The organism is Halorhodospira halochloris (assembly GCF_002356555.2).
GTDB classification, from domain to species: Bacteria; Pseudomonadota; Gammaproteobacteria; order Nitrococcales; family Halorhodospiraceae; genus Halorhodospira; species Halorhodospira halochloris.
Genome location: NZ_AP017372.2, coordinates 1,215,410 through 1,229,470 on the forward strand (window position 1 = coordinate 1,215,410; position 14,061 = coordinate 1,229,470).

At 57.1% G+C, this 14,061-nt stretch carries 11 protein-coding genes; 8 read left to right on the plus strand and 3 right to left on the minus strand.

The features are described 5' to 3' along the window. Positions 1-324: 324 nt before the first annotated feature. The 4 genes from HH1059_RS05720 (at position 325) to HH1059_RS05735 (ending at position 7,979) form a co-directional block, all read left to right on the plus strand. On the plus strand, positions 325-2,529 hold the full coding sequence (locus tag HH1059_RS05720) for a RelA/SpoT family protein (RefSeq protein ID WP_096409156.1): 2,205 nt from the start codon (positions 325-327) through the stop codon (positions 2,527-2,529). Positions 2,530-2,599: 70 nt separating this feature from the next. Then, positions 2,600-4,363, plus strand: a complete 1,764-nt coding sequence (locus HH1059_RS05725) for an ExeM/NucH family extracellular endonuclease (RefSeq protein ID WP_162549380.1) — start codon at positions 2,600-2,602, stop codon at positions 4,361-4,363. 203 nt (positions 4,364-4,566) lie between these two features. Next, positions 4,567-6,240: a P-loop NTPase family protein gene (locus HH1059_RS05730; RefSeq protein ID WP_096409159.1), complete on the plus strand. Its 1,674-nt coding sequence runs from the start codon at positions 4,567-4,569 to the stop codon at positions 6,238-6,240. Beyond that, entirely contained in the window at positions 6,237-7,979 is a 1,743-nt protein-coding gene (locus HH1059_RS05735; RefSeq protein ID WP_096409160.1) for a GTPase, read from the plus strand. The genes HH1059_RS05730 and HH1059_RS05735 overlap by 4 nt, the downstream gene beginning before the upstream one ends. A gap of 110 nt (positions 7,980-8,089) precedes the next feature. Here HH1059_RS05735 and HH1059_RS05740 read toward each other — a convergent pair whose 3' ends face one another. From HH1059_RS05740 to ectA, 3 genes are all read right to left on the minus strand, one after another. Then, positions 8,090-8,470 carry an ectoine synthase gene (locus tag HH1059_RS05740; protein WP_096409162.1) on the minus strand — a complete coding sequence of 127 codons (381 nt, stop codon included), beginning with the start codon at positions 8,468-8,470 and terminating at the stop codon, positions 8,090-8,092. Between the two features lie 51 nt (positions 8,471-8,521). Next, positions 8,522-9,805: a diaminobutyrate--2-oxoglutarate transaminase gene (gene ectB / locus HH1059_RS05745; protein ID WP_096409163.1), complete on the minus strand. Its 1,284-nt coding sequence runs from the start codon at positions 9,803-9,805 to the stop codon at positions 8,522-8,524. A 75-nt stretch (positions 9,806-9,880) separates the two neighbouring features. Further along, positions 9,881-10,375, minus strand: a complete 495-nt coding sequence (gene ectA, locus HH1059_RS05750; protein WP_231902042.1) for a diaminobutyrate acetyltransferase — start codon at positions 10,373-10,375, stop codon at positions 9,881-9,883. A 281-nt stretch (positions 10,376-10,656) separates the two neighbouring features. On the opposite strand from ectA, the gene tsaB reads away from it, so the two are divergent. From tsaB to HH1059_RS05770, 4 genes are read left to right on the plus strand one after another with little or no spacing between them, the layout of a single operon-like run. Next, complete coding sequence (gene tsaB, locus HH1059_RS05755; RefSeq protein ID WP_096409167.1) at positions 10,657-11,334, plus strand: tRNA (adenosine(37)-N6)-threonylcarbamoyltransferase complex dimerization subunit type 1 TsaB; 678 nt, start codon at positions 10,657-10,659, stop codon at positions 11,332-11,334. A 16-nt stretch (positions 11,335-11,350) separates the two neighbouring features. Continuing rightward, on the plus strand, positions 11,351-12,283 hold the full coding sequence (locus HH1059_RS05760; protein ID WP_096409168.1) for a zinc ABC transporter substrate-binding protein: 933 nt from the start codon (positions 11,351-11,353) through the stop codon (positions 12,281-12,283). A 52-nt stretch (positions 12,284-12,335) separates the two neighbouring features. After that, the gene (locus tag HH1059_RS05765; RefSeq protein WP_231902043.1) at positions 12,336-13,091 is read left to right on the plus strand and encodes an ATP-binding cassette domain-containing protein; all 756 of its coding nucleotides are present in this window, start codon (positions 12,336-12,338) and stop codon (positions 13,089-13,091) included. Further along, entirely contained in the window at positions 13,081-13,902 is an 822-nt protein-coding gene (locus HH1059_RS05770; RefSeq protein WP_096409171.1) for a metal ABC transporter permease, read from the plus strand. Before HH1059_RS05765 ends, HH1059_RS05770 begins: the two co-directional genes overlap by 11 nt. Positions 13,903-14,061 lie beyond the last annotated feature (159 nt).

Consider the following 14,061-nt stretch of genomic DNA (forward strand, 5'->3'; position numbering starts at 1 on the left):
TTTGCCAGTGCTAAGAAGAAGCACTAGGAGTAACCTCTACCAACTCCCCCGGAGCCACTCGACTGCCTCGGTTTGGAGGAGGCAGTGGGTCCACCCTAGGAGGCTTCATAGCGCCATCCCTGGCGACAAGAACTCCAAACCGGTGTGGTCGAGTGGCTCCGGGGGAGTATTAGATGTCCCCTAGGGTTTGTCCCTGCACCATTTTTAGTAGCAACCACTTGTATCCCCTCACTATCGCCCTCATAACAGCGCAAAGATCTGCGCAGCACTCGCTGAAGGTGCGATTGCCACGGATGGTTAAGCCACAATGGGGGTCCGGATAATATGGTCCAGACAGCTTTTACAGATATCGATGATCTCTCCACGCTGACTGTCGATGGCTGGCTGCGCCGGCTTCCTGCGCGCTTCGATAGTGAGGAATTGGGCTTAATTGCCCAGGCATGGGATCTGGCTCGGCACAAGGGCGATAATCTGCAGCGTCAGAGCGGTGAAAGCTATTTTGAGCACGGTGTAGCTACAGCGACGGCCTTGGCTGGCCTCGGCCTTGATGCAACCACCTTGGCCGCTGCTCTGGTCCACGACCTACCGGATCTGGATGGTAGTTATAAGCAGATTCTCCAGCGTAAGCTAAATGCCGATATCGCCGATTTGGTGCAGGGCGTGTGCCGTATGCACGGGTTGGGTAGTTTTCATGATTCGGCTGAACTGGAATCTGCTCACGGGAGCCGGGTTGAAGGCTTGCGCAAGATGCTGTTGGCTATGGCGCGTGATGTGCGTGTGGTCTTTATTACCCTCGCCGAGCGGTTGCACGATCTGCGCAGCGCTAAGGAGATGGATCCGAGCCAGCGCCAGCAGCTAGCCCGCGAGACTCAGGAAATCTACGCCCCGCTGGCTAATCGATTAGGGATTTGGCAGCTTAAGTGGGAGTTAGAGGATTTATCCTTCCGCTACCTTGAGCCTGATAGCTATCAAGAGCTGGCTAGCATGCTCGCGGAACGGCGTAGCGATCGTGAAGTCTATATTCAGCGGGTACGGGCCGAGCTTCAGGCAGCTCTCGACGAGCAAGGGGTTAGCGCCCAGGTCTATGGGCGACCTAAGCATATATTTAGCATCTATCGCAAAATGCAGCGCAAGGGATTGCGCTTTGATGAGCTCTATGACCTGCGCGCTCTGCGTGTCTTGGTCGATAGTGTGCAGCAGTGCTACGCCGCAATGGGTATAGTCCACGGGCTCTGGACACCCATCCCGCGTGAGTTCGACGACTACATTGCAACACCAAAGGAGAACAATTATCGGTCACTGCACACTGCTGTAGTCGGCCCAGAGGGTAAGGCACTGGAAGTGCAGATTCGCACCCACCAGATGCATCAAGAGGCCGAGCTGGGTATTGCTGCACATTGGCGCTATAAAGAGGGCGGCAAGCAGGATGCGAATTTTGAGCGCAAGGTCGCATGGCTGCGCCAACTTCTTGAATGGGGCGGGGAGGATGGCGAGGCCGAGGACTTCGTCGATCAGGTGCGTGCCGAGGTATTTGCTGACAGGGTCTATGCCCTGACGCCAAGTGGTGATGTTATAGATCTGCCTCGTGGAGCCACCCCGCTGGACTTTGCCTATCATATTCATACCAGCTTGGGGCATCGGTGCCGGGGAGCTAAGATAAATAACCGCATCGTGCAATTGACCCGTCAGCTTGAGAATGGTGACCGGGTCGAGATAATGACTGCGCGCGAGGAGCGCCCGAGCCGTGACTGGCTTAACCCGCAGCTCGGGTTCCTCTACACCAATAGGGCGCGGAGCAAAGTCCGCACCTGGTTCAAGCAGCGTGACCACGATAAGAATGTCGCTGCCGGTAGACAAGTACTGGATAAGGAGTTGACGCGTCTTGGTGTGGACGATGTCAGCATCGAAGAGCTAGCCAACCAGAGCCGGTACCAGAAGGCTGAGGCATTTCTATCCGCTCTGGGTCGGGGTGAGGTGACCAGCGGGCACATAGCCTCGTTGTTGCGTAATCGTTTGTTGCCCCAGCGTCCTGAGCCCCCCCCGGCCAATGCCCAAGCGCGCCGAGCTACCGGCAGCGAGGGTGACATAACAGTTGAGGGGGTAGGCAATTTGTTGACCCGGATGGCGCGCTGCTGTGCACCTGCCCCAGGGGACCCGATAGTCGGCTTTATCACTCGCGGATCAGGGGTTACAATCCATCGTCAGGACTGCAAAGATTTCGGTCATTTGCGCGAGCGTGAGCCGGAACGGGTGCTCGATGTAAGCTGGAGCACCGAGCCCGAGGGGCGCTATCCGGTAAGGATAAATGTTCGCTCCGCCGAACTTAATGCCGTGCTTGCTGAGATTACCCGCTTGGTATCCAGTGAAGGGGCGCGCTTAGGTGGCGTGACGACCCATACTGAGCAGGCCGATAGTTACCGTACCGAGCTCGACCTGCAGGTAAGTGATGTTCAGCAGTTAGCCCGGCTAATGGAGAAGTTGTCCGGTTTGGAGAACGTCGATTCGGTCTGGCGCGGCAGCAGCTCATAAAGGGATTTTGTAGAGATTTGCGCAGTGCAATTAGGTCTGCGCAATCAGCACTCGAAGAGGAGATGGCGACGTGGTTGACCAGGGAAGGAAGTCAGCGAGTATTGCTCGGCTAGGTGTTCTCATGGTGCTGGCATGGATTGCTGGCTGCGAAGGGCTCGATAGCCACGGCTCGGAGCAGTTAAAGCCGGTTTATTTGGTTGCTGGGCAGGGCAGTGACCGCGCCCAGCCCCAGGGTAGGGTTACCGTAAAGGGGGTGGTGAGCGGTGAGTTCCTTGGTGAAGATCAGCTTAACGGCTTTTTCATTCAAGGGCTGGAGAGCGCACCTGATGGCAAGCCGGCTGGATTGTTTGTCTATGCCCCGCAAATCGATGAATTTGCTGCCGAGAAGGTTGCTGCGTTGGAACAGGGCAGGGTAGTGCGCATAACTGGGCAGGCCGGTGAGTTCCATGGCCGTCCCCAATTAAGCCGTATTGAATCAATCGAGATAAAGGGCAAGGCCCCGCTAGAGAGCTACGAGTTGGCGTGGCCGGCGCAGAATAAGTGGCGATTTGAGGGGGTCCATGTAACCATCGCAACAGATATGTTAGTTAGCGGCAACTATAAGCTGTCGCGTTTTGGTAGCCTGAAGCTGACCCCCGAGCGGCGGGCCTTTCGGCCGACTAACTTTGCCCCTGGAGATGGCCCGGAGCAGCCGCGCCTGCGCGGACAAAGGCTGATTCTAGATGATGGCAGCTATTCGTGGTACCCCGATCCTATCCCCTACCTCAATGATGATAATACCCGCAGGGTCGGCAGTCGGGTCAAAGAACTAAGCGGGGTGCTCACCCACGCCTTTGAGCAGTGGCGTATCCACCCCACCGAAGAGCCAACCTTTAAGGACTCTAATCCGCGTCCGCAACCTCTTGCAGAACCGGCAGCGGAAGAGGTGCGGGTAGCCGCATTCAATGTCGAGAACTATTTCCTTACCCTCGGCGAGCGCGGGGCCTCAAGCCAGCGCGAACTCGAGTTTCAACGGGCCAAGCTAATTGCTGCGGCGAGCTATCTAAATGCCGACATATTGGCCTTGGTTGAGATGGAGAACCGTGCCGACGCCCCAGAGGGTTTGGTCGAGCGGCTGAGTAAGGCCACAGATCAGCCGTGGGAGCTAGTGCGTGATCCTGAGGCAGGTAGCGCTGATGCAGGCAGCGATGCTATCAAGGTATCCATCGCGTATCGTGCTGATCGCGTTAAGAGAGTTGGTGAGGCACAGCGCGATAGAGCCGAGGTCCATCACCGACCGCCATTACTGGCCGTTTTTCGGGCCAGCGGCGGGGAGCACGACGACGGCGAACAGCAGGGTGAGCCTTTTGCGGTGGCAGCCATCCACTTCAAGGCCAAGGTGGGCTGCCCTGAGAGCGGTGATATAGACCGCGGGCAGGGATGCTGGAATCTGCGGCGTAAGGAACAGGCAGAGGCACTGATTGAGTTTATCCGCGCCTGGCAGGAGGAAAATGACGATATACCGGTACTGATTGCCGGCGATCTCAATGCCTATGGTGATGAGGATCCGGCGAGAGTCCTGGCGAGCGCCGCGAAGGTCGATTTGTTAGCTGAGCATATCGCTTGGCCGCAACGCTATACCTATGTTTTTCGCGGGGAATCGGGTTATTTAGACCATCTTCAAGCTGCCCCCCGGTTGGCAGAAAGGGTTACAGCCGTTCACACCTTGCCGATCAATGCCGATGAGCCGCGCTTTTTGGAATTCGATGATGGCGGTCCGCGGGGCAGGTATCGTGACTCGAGTCCGTTTCGCTCGTCAGATCATGACCCTATCGCTGTAGATCTGCGCCAATAGGTGGCCTCTAAAAACTCCGCCGGCGCCGCCATCCGCCCCGGTGTGGAGGTCTTGGCGCCAGGGATGGCGCCATGAAGCCTCCAGGGATGGATTCACGGCGTCCTCCACACCGGGGCGGATGGTGGCGCCGGCGGAGTTTTTAGAGGTTCCCAATAGGCAAAAATAGATGAAATACAGGGGCATTTGCTTGTATCTTACCCGCCATGAATCGTGAACAACTTCACCAAGCGCTCAATCAGCTGCCGGAGCAGCTGTTAGCACTAGATAGTCTGATAGCTCGGGAGCGCCAGGCCCCATGGCTAGCTAGGCGTGATCAAGTCATTCGCCGCACTAGATCTATGCTCGGGCGCATTGAGCGTGTCGATGAGCCTCTCCTGGTGGTTATTGCCGGAGGCACCGGGGCTGGTAAATCGACACTCGCTAATACCCTGGCTGGAGATGCCGTCTCGGCCACTAGTGCCCGCCGTCCGACCACATCGAGCCCCACCGCAATTGGTCAGGTTGCTGACCTTGAGGCGGTTTTGCGCCACGGGGTTTTGTCCGCTCAGAGTGAATCCGGGTCAATTCAGGCGGTGCCGGTTGAGAGTGTCCCCGCCGGATTAGTGGTAGTCGACTCACCGGATGTAGATAGTATTGAGACCGCTAACCGGGATGTTGCCGAACGCTTGCTAGAGGTCGCGGACGTATGGCTATGGCTGGCTACGGCGCGTACCTACGCCGATGAGGCGGGGATGGTCTATTTGCGGCAAGCCGCACGGCTGGATGTCTCAAGCCTGGTAGTGCTGACGCAGGTCAGTCTTGCCGAAGCCGATGAGATCATTCCCGATCTCGAGGACAAGCTGCATGAGGCGGGCCACCGGCAGGTGGAAATATATGTTGTGCCGCAGGTAGATACGGCTCAACAGCAGTTGCCGGTCAGCGCGGCTGCTGCGGTAGTCGAGCGGATACGTGACTTGGCTCCCGAGCAGGAGCGCGCCGAACACCGGTGGCGAACCGTTATAGGCGGTGTGCGCGCCTTACCCGATGAGCTTGATGAACTTATCAGCGAGGTCGAAACTGATAGAGCTAGCGTGCTCGCCTTAGAGAATACCCTGGAGCAAATCTATGGCGCTGCGCCGCAGCGGGTTATTGAGCAGTTAAAGGATGCTGCCCCGCTGCGCCATGAAGTGCTGCGCCGCTGGAGTGAATTGGTTGGTGATGGATGGCTGCAGCGTCAGCTACATGCGGCGGCGAGCCGTTTCCCGCGCGGTATTTTCGATCGCCTGCCATTTTTTGGTAAGCGCGGCGAAGCTATTCAGCAGCAGGCTGTCGAGCAGGCTAGGGAAGGTGTGGCGGGATTGATAACGGAGGTGCTTGAGCATGCTGCCGGGGAGGTCGAGTCAAACTGGCGCGCTAACGGCAATGGTCGGGTTATCCTCGACAGGCTTGGTTCCCCTCGCGCTAGTGGTGAGGCAGCTCAGTACGAGCAAGCCCAGGAACTTGTTGAGGCTTGGGAAAAGAGGGTGGCTGAGCACGTTGCCACTATCGGCCAGGAGAAGTTGACCCAGGCGCGGCGAGCAACTACCGGGATTAACGCCACAGTAACCAGTGCCGCGGTTGTTCTGTTTACCCTCAGTGGTGGGCTGACGTTGGGGGAGGTGGCTTTGACCGCGGCCGGTTCAACCACCACTCACACGGTGCTCTCACGTATCCTCGGCGAGCGCAACGTCAATCAGCTCATTGAGGATATCCGGGTCGATCTTGAGCAGCTCATAGAGGGCCTTGCTAAGCAACAGGCAGGGCTTTATCGAGATTTGCTTGAGCAGGCTGTGCCGAGCGATGAGCATATAGTCGCTGTGCAGGAGTATCGTCAGCGGTTGGGGGCATTGCAATTATGATCCATCGGCAAGGAAGCTATAGCGATTCCGCAATTGATCATAAAGTCGCTCCTAACTGCGAGGGTGAGCCAACAGCGCAGCAGAGCTCGACAAATGCAGCATCAGGTAAGGGACATACCCAGCAATTACAGGCGTTGCAAGATATCGTCGATCTAGCCGAGCTCGGCGCGGGACGCCTAGATAACACTTTGCTTGATCAGCTGCGCAACCTAGAACAGCGCGCAGCGCAGCGCCTATCCCGATCCCGCGAGCATGTGGTTATCGCCCTTGCTGGAGGCACGGGTAGCGGAAAATCTTCGCTGCTCAATGCAATTATCGGCACTAACGTCTCCTCCCCGGGCGTCAAGCGGCCGACTACTGATCATGCCATTGGGGTTAGCATAGGGTCGGGAGAGGATGCGGCGCCGCTACTCGATTGGTTGCAGGTATTTGAGCGGCACTGTTTGGAGGCTGAGGGGCAGCTGAGCGGGATGGCTGGGGCGGTCATTCTCGATTTGCCGGATATAGATTCGGTTGTCGCGGCGCATTGGGATAGCGCCGAGCGGCTTATCGAACGCTGCGATTTGCTGATCTGGGTCGTTGATCCGCTCAAATACGCCCACGCCATAGGTCATCAGCGCTATTTAGCTAATTTGGCCCACCATGCCGAGGTCCTGGTGGTTACTCTTAATCATGCTGATCGTCTGGCTCAGGGCGATAGAGCTGATTGCATTAACCATCTCCAGCAACTGCTTGCCGAACATGGCCTTGATAAGGCCAGAAGCTTACCTGCTTCGGCCAATACCGGTGAAGGGGTTGATCTGCTTAGGCAGATCATCGCCGAAGAGGTGCGTGAGCGCAGGGCCCCGGTAGAGCGGCTGCGCGCTGACTCGCAAGCGCTCAAGCAACAGGTCGGGCAGTCGGTGCCTGATCCCGGTGTTTTCTCTATAGACACACACGAGCTGCTTGAGATGCAGCATGAGGCTCTCAATGAACGCGATCTGCTCCAAGCTGCGGCGGCTCTCTACCGGCGTATGGCCATCCAGTCGACCGCCTCGCCGCTAAAGAGGATGGTCTTTTGGGGGGCTAAAAAGCTATGGCGGGGGGTGTTCGGTAACGGGCAAGAGGGCAATAAACTCGCCAGTAAGGCATCAGATAAAACCGCCACCAACACCTCAGATCATCTCACTAGCGCGGATCGCCCGCCAATAAAAATTTCTGAGCAGCGCCTGCGTTATGGCTTGGTAGATGCAGTTGATCACCTTGTTCAGCGCCTGCCGGCACCGGCCGCTCATCGCCTGCGCGAGGCGGCTGCTCAAAGTGCTAAACCATTCGCCGCCGGACTGCGACAGCAGCTCGAAGAATCCCTGCTTATAGAGCCCCGTAGACGCTGGTGGTGGCGCTCGGTGGCACTGCTGCGAGGGGTGGGTGAACTCGCTGCGTTGGCTGGAATTGCCTGGCTTATGCTGCGCTCGCTAGCCGATTGGTTGGTCTTGCCGCCAGTGCCGGTACCAATGTTTGTCGGTGAATTGGGCTGGCCGCCGGTGTTGATATTCGGCGGTATCAGCGCCAGCATCCTCATTGGTCTTGCCGCCAGGCCGGCTGCTAGTGTCGGTGCCCGGCGTCACAGTGCGCTATTGCGCCGCCAGATAAGTCGAGTTGTTGAATCCCAAGCAGCAGAAAAGAACCTCGGCAGCCTCAGCGGTGAACTAGATAAGATCCGCCAACTCTCGCTGCGTGCCTGTCGCGGGGCAAATTAAGGGGGGCGATAAACAAACTCAATTTGCCCCCCATAGACATAGACCTGATGAATCCCAGGTGCCCGCAGCACACTCCACCAGCGCCGCTGTCCAGAGAACCGTTGCTCCGGTTAATCGAGAATCGGGTAAGTACCGTTTTCGTCATGCACCTCGCGACCGGTCAAGGCTGGGTTGAAGACGCACATTAATCGCAGCTCTTGTTCGGCACGAAGATAGTGTTTCTCGTGGCCGTCGAGGGCATAGAGCATGCCCGGCTCAATCGGGTAAGTCTCACCACCGACTACTTCGATCTCACCCTTGCCCGAAATGCAGTAGACCGACTCGACGTGGTTGGCATACCAGATAAACATGTCTGTTCCGGCCTTGATGATGGTCTCATGAAAAGAGAAGCCCATCCCGTCACTCTTGAGTATAAAGCGGCGGCTTATGAAGTTGTCCGTCTCTACCTCGCGCTCGGAACCGCGAATATCATCCAAATGGCGTACGATCATGCTGTGTTTTACCTTTAAATTGCAGATATGGTTAGTGAGCTGAACCTGATATCAGCTGATAGAGCAACGCTGCAGCGCCTCTCCGACCGCTCGGTCGATTATCTCGAGGCCGATATTTAAGTCCTCATCGCTAATGATTAATGGCGGAAGTAGTTTCAGCACATCGTCTTCGGGGCCTGAGGTCTCGATTATCATGCCGTTCTCAAAAGCCACTTCTGATACTGTGCCGGCTATTTCAGCGTCAGCGCTGAAGCGAATGCCACGCATCATGCCGCGACCGCGGTGTTCGCCGCCTGCTGCCGGGTACTTGTCAATGATCTTCTGCAGTGCGGAGTAGATAAGTTGACCCTTGCGTTCAGTTTCACGTTGCAGCTCGTCGTTGCTCCAGTAAAGCTCTAGGGCACGTTTAGCAGTGGCGAAGGCCAAGTTGTGGCCGCGGAAGGTGCCGTTATGTTCGCCCGGTTCCCAAATATCGTGCTCTGGTTTGACCAGGGTAAGGGCCAGGGGTAGGCCGTAACCGCTAATCGATTTGGATACGGTAACGATATCCGGCGAGATCCCCGCTTCTTCGAAGCTGAAGTATGGACCGGTGCGGCCATTGCCAGTTTGGATGTCGTCGACAACAAGCAGTAGATCGTGTTTGCGACATACATCCTCCACTGCTTTGAGCCACTCCATGCTGCACGCAGCCAGCCCCCCTTCGCCCTGCACAGTCTCAGTGATTATGGCGGCTGGCTTATCAATACCACTACCTTTATCCGCAAGCAGCTTGTCCATATAGTCGATGGTATCGACGTCTTTGCCAAAGTAGCCATCGTAGGGCATGCTCTCGCTGTAAGTCAGCGGGAAGCCGGCGCCACGGCGTTTGAAGGCATTGCCGGTGACAGCCAGGGAGCCTACCGTCATGCCGTGGAAGGCGTTAGTAAACGACAGCACCTTATGGCGTTCGGTCACCTTGCGCACTATCTTCAGGGCGGCCTCGACCGCATTGGTGCCGGTTGGTCCGGGGAACTGGACGCGGTAACTCATCCCGCGCGGCTCAAGGATATAGCGATTGAACGCATCGAGAAACTCAGCACGGGCAACTGAGGCCATGTCGAGGCTGTGGACAATGCGATCGCTCTCGATATAATCGAGCAGTACCTTCTTAAGTTCCGGGTTGTTGTGGCCGTAGTTAAGGACACTGGCTCCGGCGAAGAAGTCGAGATAGGGGTTGCCGTCGGTGTCGTAAATCCGCACCCCTTGGGCCCGGTCAAAAGGCTTGGGGAAGGTGCGAATATACGAACGCACCACCGATTCGTGGCGCTCAATGGTCTCCATTACATCTAGGGTCATGGCGCTGCCTCTCACTAGTGAAGTTGAATCTGGAGCACATGGGCTGTTTTAACGACTCCCATGGGCATGCAGCAATCAGCGAATAGGTGCGATGCGGTAAAGTTCCTCGGCCTCATGTCCTGCAGGGAAGTGATCTTCGCGGAAATATTCGCTTGTACTTACCGTAGCCCCGCGTTCGCGCGCTATTGCCTCAAAAAGGCGCTGCGAAGCGGTATTGGAGGGGGATATGGTGGTCTCAAGAGTAGTCGCTTGGGCTGCCCCGGGGCTATCCAGAAACGCCCTTAACAGCCTTTTGCCAAGCCCCTTCCCTTGGGCATTCGGATCTACCCCGATTTGCCATAGGAAGATGCTATAGGGACGCTTAGGCGGGCAAAACCCGGTGACAAAGCCGATCAGATGCTCGTCTTCCTCGGCTACAACGCACGTATCAGCGAACTCGCTGCTCAGGAGCAGGTAGAGGTAGCAGGAGTTAACATCCAACACGCCGGTTCGCTGAACCACGCTATGGATCGCCGCGCCGTCATCAATCGAGGGCGCCCGGAAGACGATGCTGTCGTCAGTGTAAGTCAATTGGCCACGCTCTTTAGCGTATAATTTGCTTAGTTTATAGCAAGCGCATGCGTTGTGGTCAAGCCCAACGGCAGGTCCTGAATATGCCAATATGGGGACGCTACAAGCCATCCCTGGAAGCTCTATGCTCGCCATCCATGGCGAGCAAAGCCCCATATTGGCATATCTCAGGACCTGCCGTTGGCTGCTTGATCCAGATGCTTATTCAAGGAACTGTTTTCAGGCTAGCGCTATAAGCTATAATTGCAAAAAAATTGCATCATCAATCGAGTAGTTGCTTAATGAGCCACTCCGTCATAATCGCCATCGAGACCGCAACCGAGGGCTGTTCCGTCGCTGTTGATACCGCGCATGGAGTAGTCGAGCGCTTTGTTGAAGCGCCGCGCGAGCATTCGGCAAGGCTGCTGCCGATGCTCGAAGAGGCCATGGCAGAAGCGGAAATCAGCTCAGCGCAGATTGCTGCTGTTGCATTTGGCCGGGGGCCGGGGGCATTTGTCGGGGTGCGCTTAGCCGCCTCGGTTGCTCAGGGTTTGTGTAGCGCCTGGCAGGTGCCGGCACTGCCGGTATCAACCCTCGAAGCGCTAGCCGCTGGGGCGGCTCGTGAACACGGCGCCGCTCGGGTGATTGCTGCCCTGGATGCGCGCATGGGGCAAGTCTATTGGGGAGCATATAGCCTGGCTGACGGGCAGCTGATGGAGGCTGAATCGGTCGATGCTGTTGCTGATCCTGAGCAGTTGGCAGCTGGTATATCTGGTGGCATATCTGGGCGTGACTATTTTGGGGTTGGCCGCGGTTTTGCTGCCTATTCCCATCTTTTGCCACGCCCTAGAGCAGGGCTTGCCGCGGATAGCTTGCCGCGAGCCGAGGATCTGTTACCGCGCGCGCGCAGCTTATTGGCGGCTGGACAGGCAGTCGCCCCAGATCAGGCGTTGCCGGTCTACCTGCGCGAAGGGGTCTAAGGACGCAATAATTACTATGCAGTTGAGAAAGATATCACTTTTAATTGTGTTGTGGTTGGTTGGCGCTAGCGCCCAAGCTTCGCAGGAGCCACAGGTCGTTGCCTCGATCAAACCTTTGCACTCTCTTGCCGCTGCTGTAATGGCAGATGTAGGCGAGCCGCAATTGCTGCTCTCCGCTGGAGATTCACCCCATACCTATTCGATGCGTCCATCTGATGCTCGAGCGGTGCGCGGGGCCGATTTAGTGCTATACGTCTCCGATCATCTTGAGGCATTTCTCAAGCCGGCATTGGAGGCGCGTGGCGATCAAAGTGGCAATATGGCGGCCGCCGACATGGATGGCATAACGCTGCTTGATGGCAGGCAGGGGGCTGACCGGGAGTTGTCTGAGCACTCCAATGGCCACGACCATGCACACGGCCATGGGCATGACCATGAGCGTGATTACCATCTGTGGCTTGATCCGCACAATGCCCGGGTAATAGCTCGGCAACTCGCTGATAGGCTGGCGGAGCTGGATGCAGCGAATGCGCAAAAATACCGACATAACGCCGAACAGTTGAGTAAGCGCCTCAAGGAGCTTGATGAGCGGATCAATGAGCGACTCGAGGGACTAAAGGGTAAGCCCTATGTTGTTTTTCATGATGCCTATCAGTATTTTGAGAGGCGTTATGGGCTGCAATCGGCAGGGGTTGTAACGCTGACCCCGGAACAGCAGCCGGGGGCCGGGCATCTGCGCGAGATCCGCAGGCGGATGGTCGAGGAGGATGTGGTCTGCGTCTTTGTTGAGCCGCAGTTTGAGCCATCCATTGTCCGGGCCTTAACGCGTGGAGTGGAGGTTGGTGTCGGTGAGCTCGACCCGATCGGGGCTGGACTTGAGCCAGGGCCGGAAGCTTACTTTAACCTGCTTGAGGATCTGGTCGAGTCGCTAAGAGACTGCCTTGAATAGAGCTGCTCAGGATAGGCGGTGCTAGACATTATAAGATGCCTAAGGGTTGCCATTGGACATACGGGCAGGTGAGCGAGATAACAACTGGATAAAGGGTAGGGGGATACGCGTTCATTATGCCTCCAGGTGCATAATTGATGGCGTAGATATTGATGTTAATGCTGGCCGTATTACGACCCTGGTAGGTAATAACGGCGCCGGTAAATCTACCCTACTGCGGGTTCTGATCGGGCTTACGCAGCCAAGCTCAGGTGCAGTAGAGCGCCGCGATGGGCTGCGGATTGGCTACGTCCCGCAGCATTTTAGCGTCGATTCAAGCTTGCCGATTACAGCACGGCGCTTTATTGCTTTGCGCGGCAAGGTCAGCAAGCAGCGCTGGCAGCAGGCAACTGCCGAGACCGCAGTAGAGAAGCTGCTTGAGCAGCCGCTGCAATCGCTCTCCGGGGGAGAGATGCGGCGGGTGCTGTTGGCCCGGGCGGTGCTGCACAACCCTGATGTGTTGGCCCTGGATGAGCCGGCCGCGGGCCTGGATGCCGGCAGTCAGGGGCAGCTCTATCGCTTGATCGGTAGCCTGCGAGAGCGCTACGGATGTGCCGTAGTCGTTGTCTCCCACGATCTTAACTTAGTTATGGCGGCTAGTGATGATGTGCTCTGCCTGGAAGATGGCCGCGTCGCCTGCCGCGGGGCACCGGCTTCGGTAGTCGAACATCCTGAGTATCGTAAGCTCTTTGGGGCGCACTTAGGGCCGGATACGGCGGTATTTCGCCATAGCCACCCGCATAAGGTGGAGCTTAGCGATGATCATTGATGATCTGTTGCTCTTCGCCTTGGCCGCCGGCTTGGGATTGGCGCTGGTCACCGGGCCGTTGGGCAGTTTTGTCGTCTGGCGCCGCATGGCCTATTTCGGCGATACCCTTGCTCATTCGGCGTTGCTCGGTATAGCTCTGGGGTTTCTCTTTGGTATCGACCTTAACTTCGGCATCCTGGCGGTCTGCACCGCTATGGCAGTGCTGCTGGTTGTCTTGCGCCAGCGCCAACGCCTGGCTAGTGACACCGTGTTAGGGATACTGGCACATAGCTCCCTGTCGCTGGGGTTGGTGGCGATTGCCTTCATGGAGGGTTTGCGCGTCGATTTAATGGGCTACCTATTCGGTGACATCCTGGCAGTCGGGGGCAGTGATCTACTGTGGATATACGGCGGCGGGGCGGTTGTTTTAGGAGGGCTGATAGCTATATGGCGACCCCTTTTAGCCTCTACCCTGCATGAAGAGCTCGCTAAGGTTGAAGGGGTGAGAACGTTGCCGGTACAGCTGGCCTTCATGGGGCTCATGGCCTTGACCATAGCCCTGGCGATGCAAATAGTCGGCATCCTGTTGGTGACTTCGTTGCTAATAATACCCGCTGCGACGGCGCGAGCCTTCTCAAGAACGCCTGAGCAGATGGCAGTAGTCGCTGCACTGATCGGCTGCTTAGCGGTTATTGGCGGGCTGCTGGCCTCTTTTCATTGGGATCTGCCGACAGGCCCGAGCATAGTGGTTGCAGCTACGCTGATCTTCGCCTTAGTAACGGCTGTGCGCGGCCCTGGAGCTGCAGGGGGGAGCTTTGCAGCCAAGAGGTAGCGCCATGGCAGGTCTCTACCCCACTAGAGGGCCTTAAAAAAACCTCGAGCCATTAGCTGCCCCGGTATGGAGGTCATGGCGCTAGGGATGGCGCCATGAAGCCTCCAAGGATGGATTCACGACGTCATCCACACCGAGGCAGCTAATGGCTCAAGAGGA

Bases quoted from the DNA above. Each gene is read 5' to 3' on its own strand.
- HH1059_RS05735 (WP_096409160.1), top strand. From the start codon at position 6,237: ATGATCCATCGGCAAGGAAGCTATAGCGATTCCGCAATTGATCATAAA.
- ectB (WP_096409163.1), bottom strand. From the start codon at position 9,805: ATGACCCTAGATGTAATGGAGACCATTGAGCGCCACGAATCGGTGGTG.
- HH1059_RS05730 (WP_096409159.1), top strand. From the start codon at position 4,567: ATGAATCGTGAACAACTTCACCAAGCGCTCAATCAGCTGCCGGAGCAG.
- HH1059_RS05740 (WP_096409162.1), bottom strand. From the start codon at position 8,470: ATGATCGTACGCCATTTGGATGATATTCGCGGTTCCGAGCGCGAGGTA.
- tsaB (WP_096409167.1), top strand. From the start codon at position 10,657: ATGAGCCACTCCGTCATAATCGCCATCGAGACCGCAACCGAGGGCTGT.
- HH1059_RS05720 (WP_096409156.1), top strand. From the start codon at position 325: ATGGTCCAGACAGCTTTTACAGATATCGATGATCTCTCCACGCTGACT.
- HH1059_RS05770 (WP_096409171.1), top strand. From the start codon at position 13,081: ATGATCATTGATGATCTGTTGCTCTTCGCCTTGGCCGCCGGCTTGGGA.
- HH1059_RS05760 (WP_096409168.1), top strand. From the start codon at position 11,351: ATGCAGTTGAGAAAGATATCACTTTTAATTGTGTTGTGGTTGGTTGGC.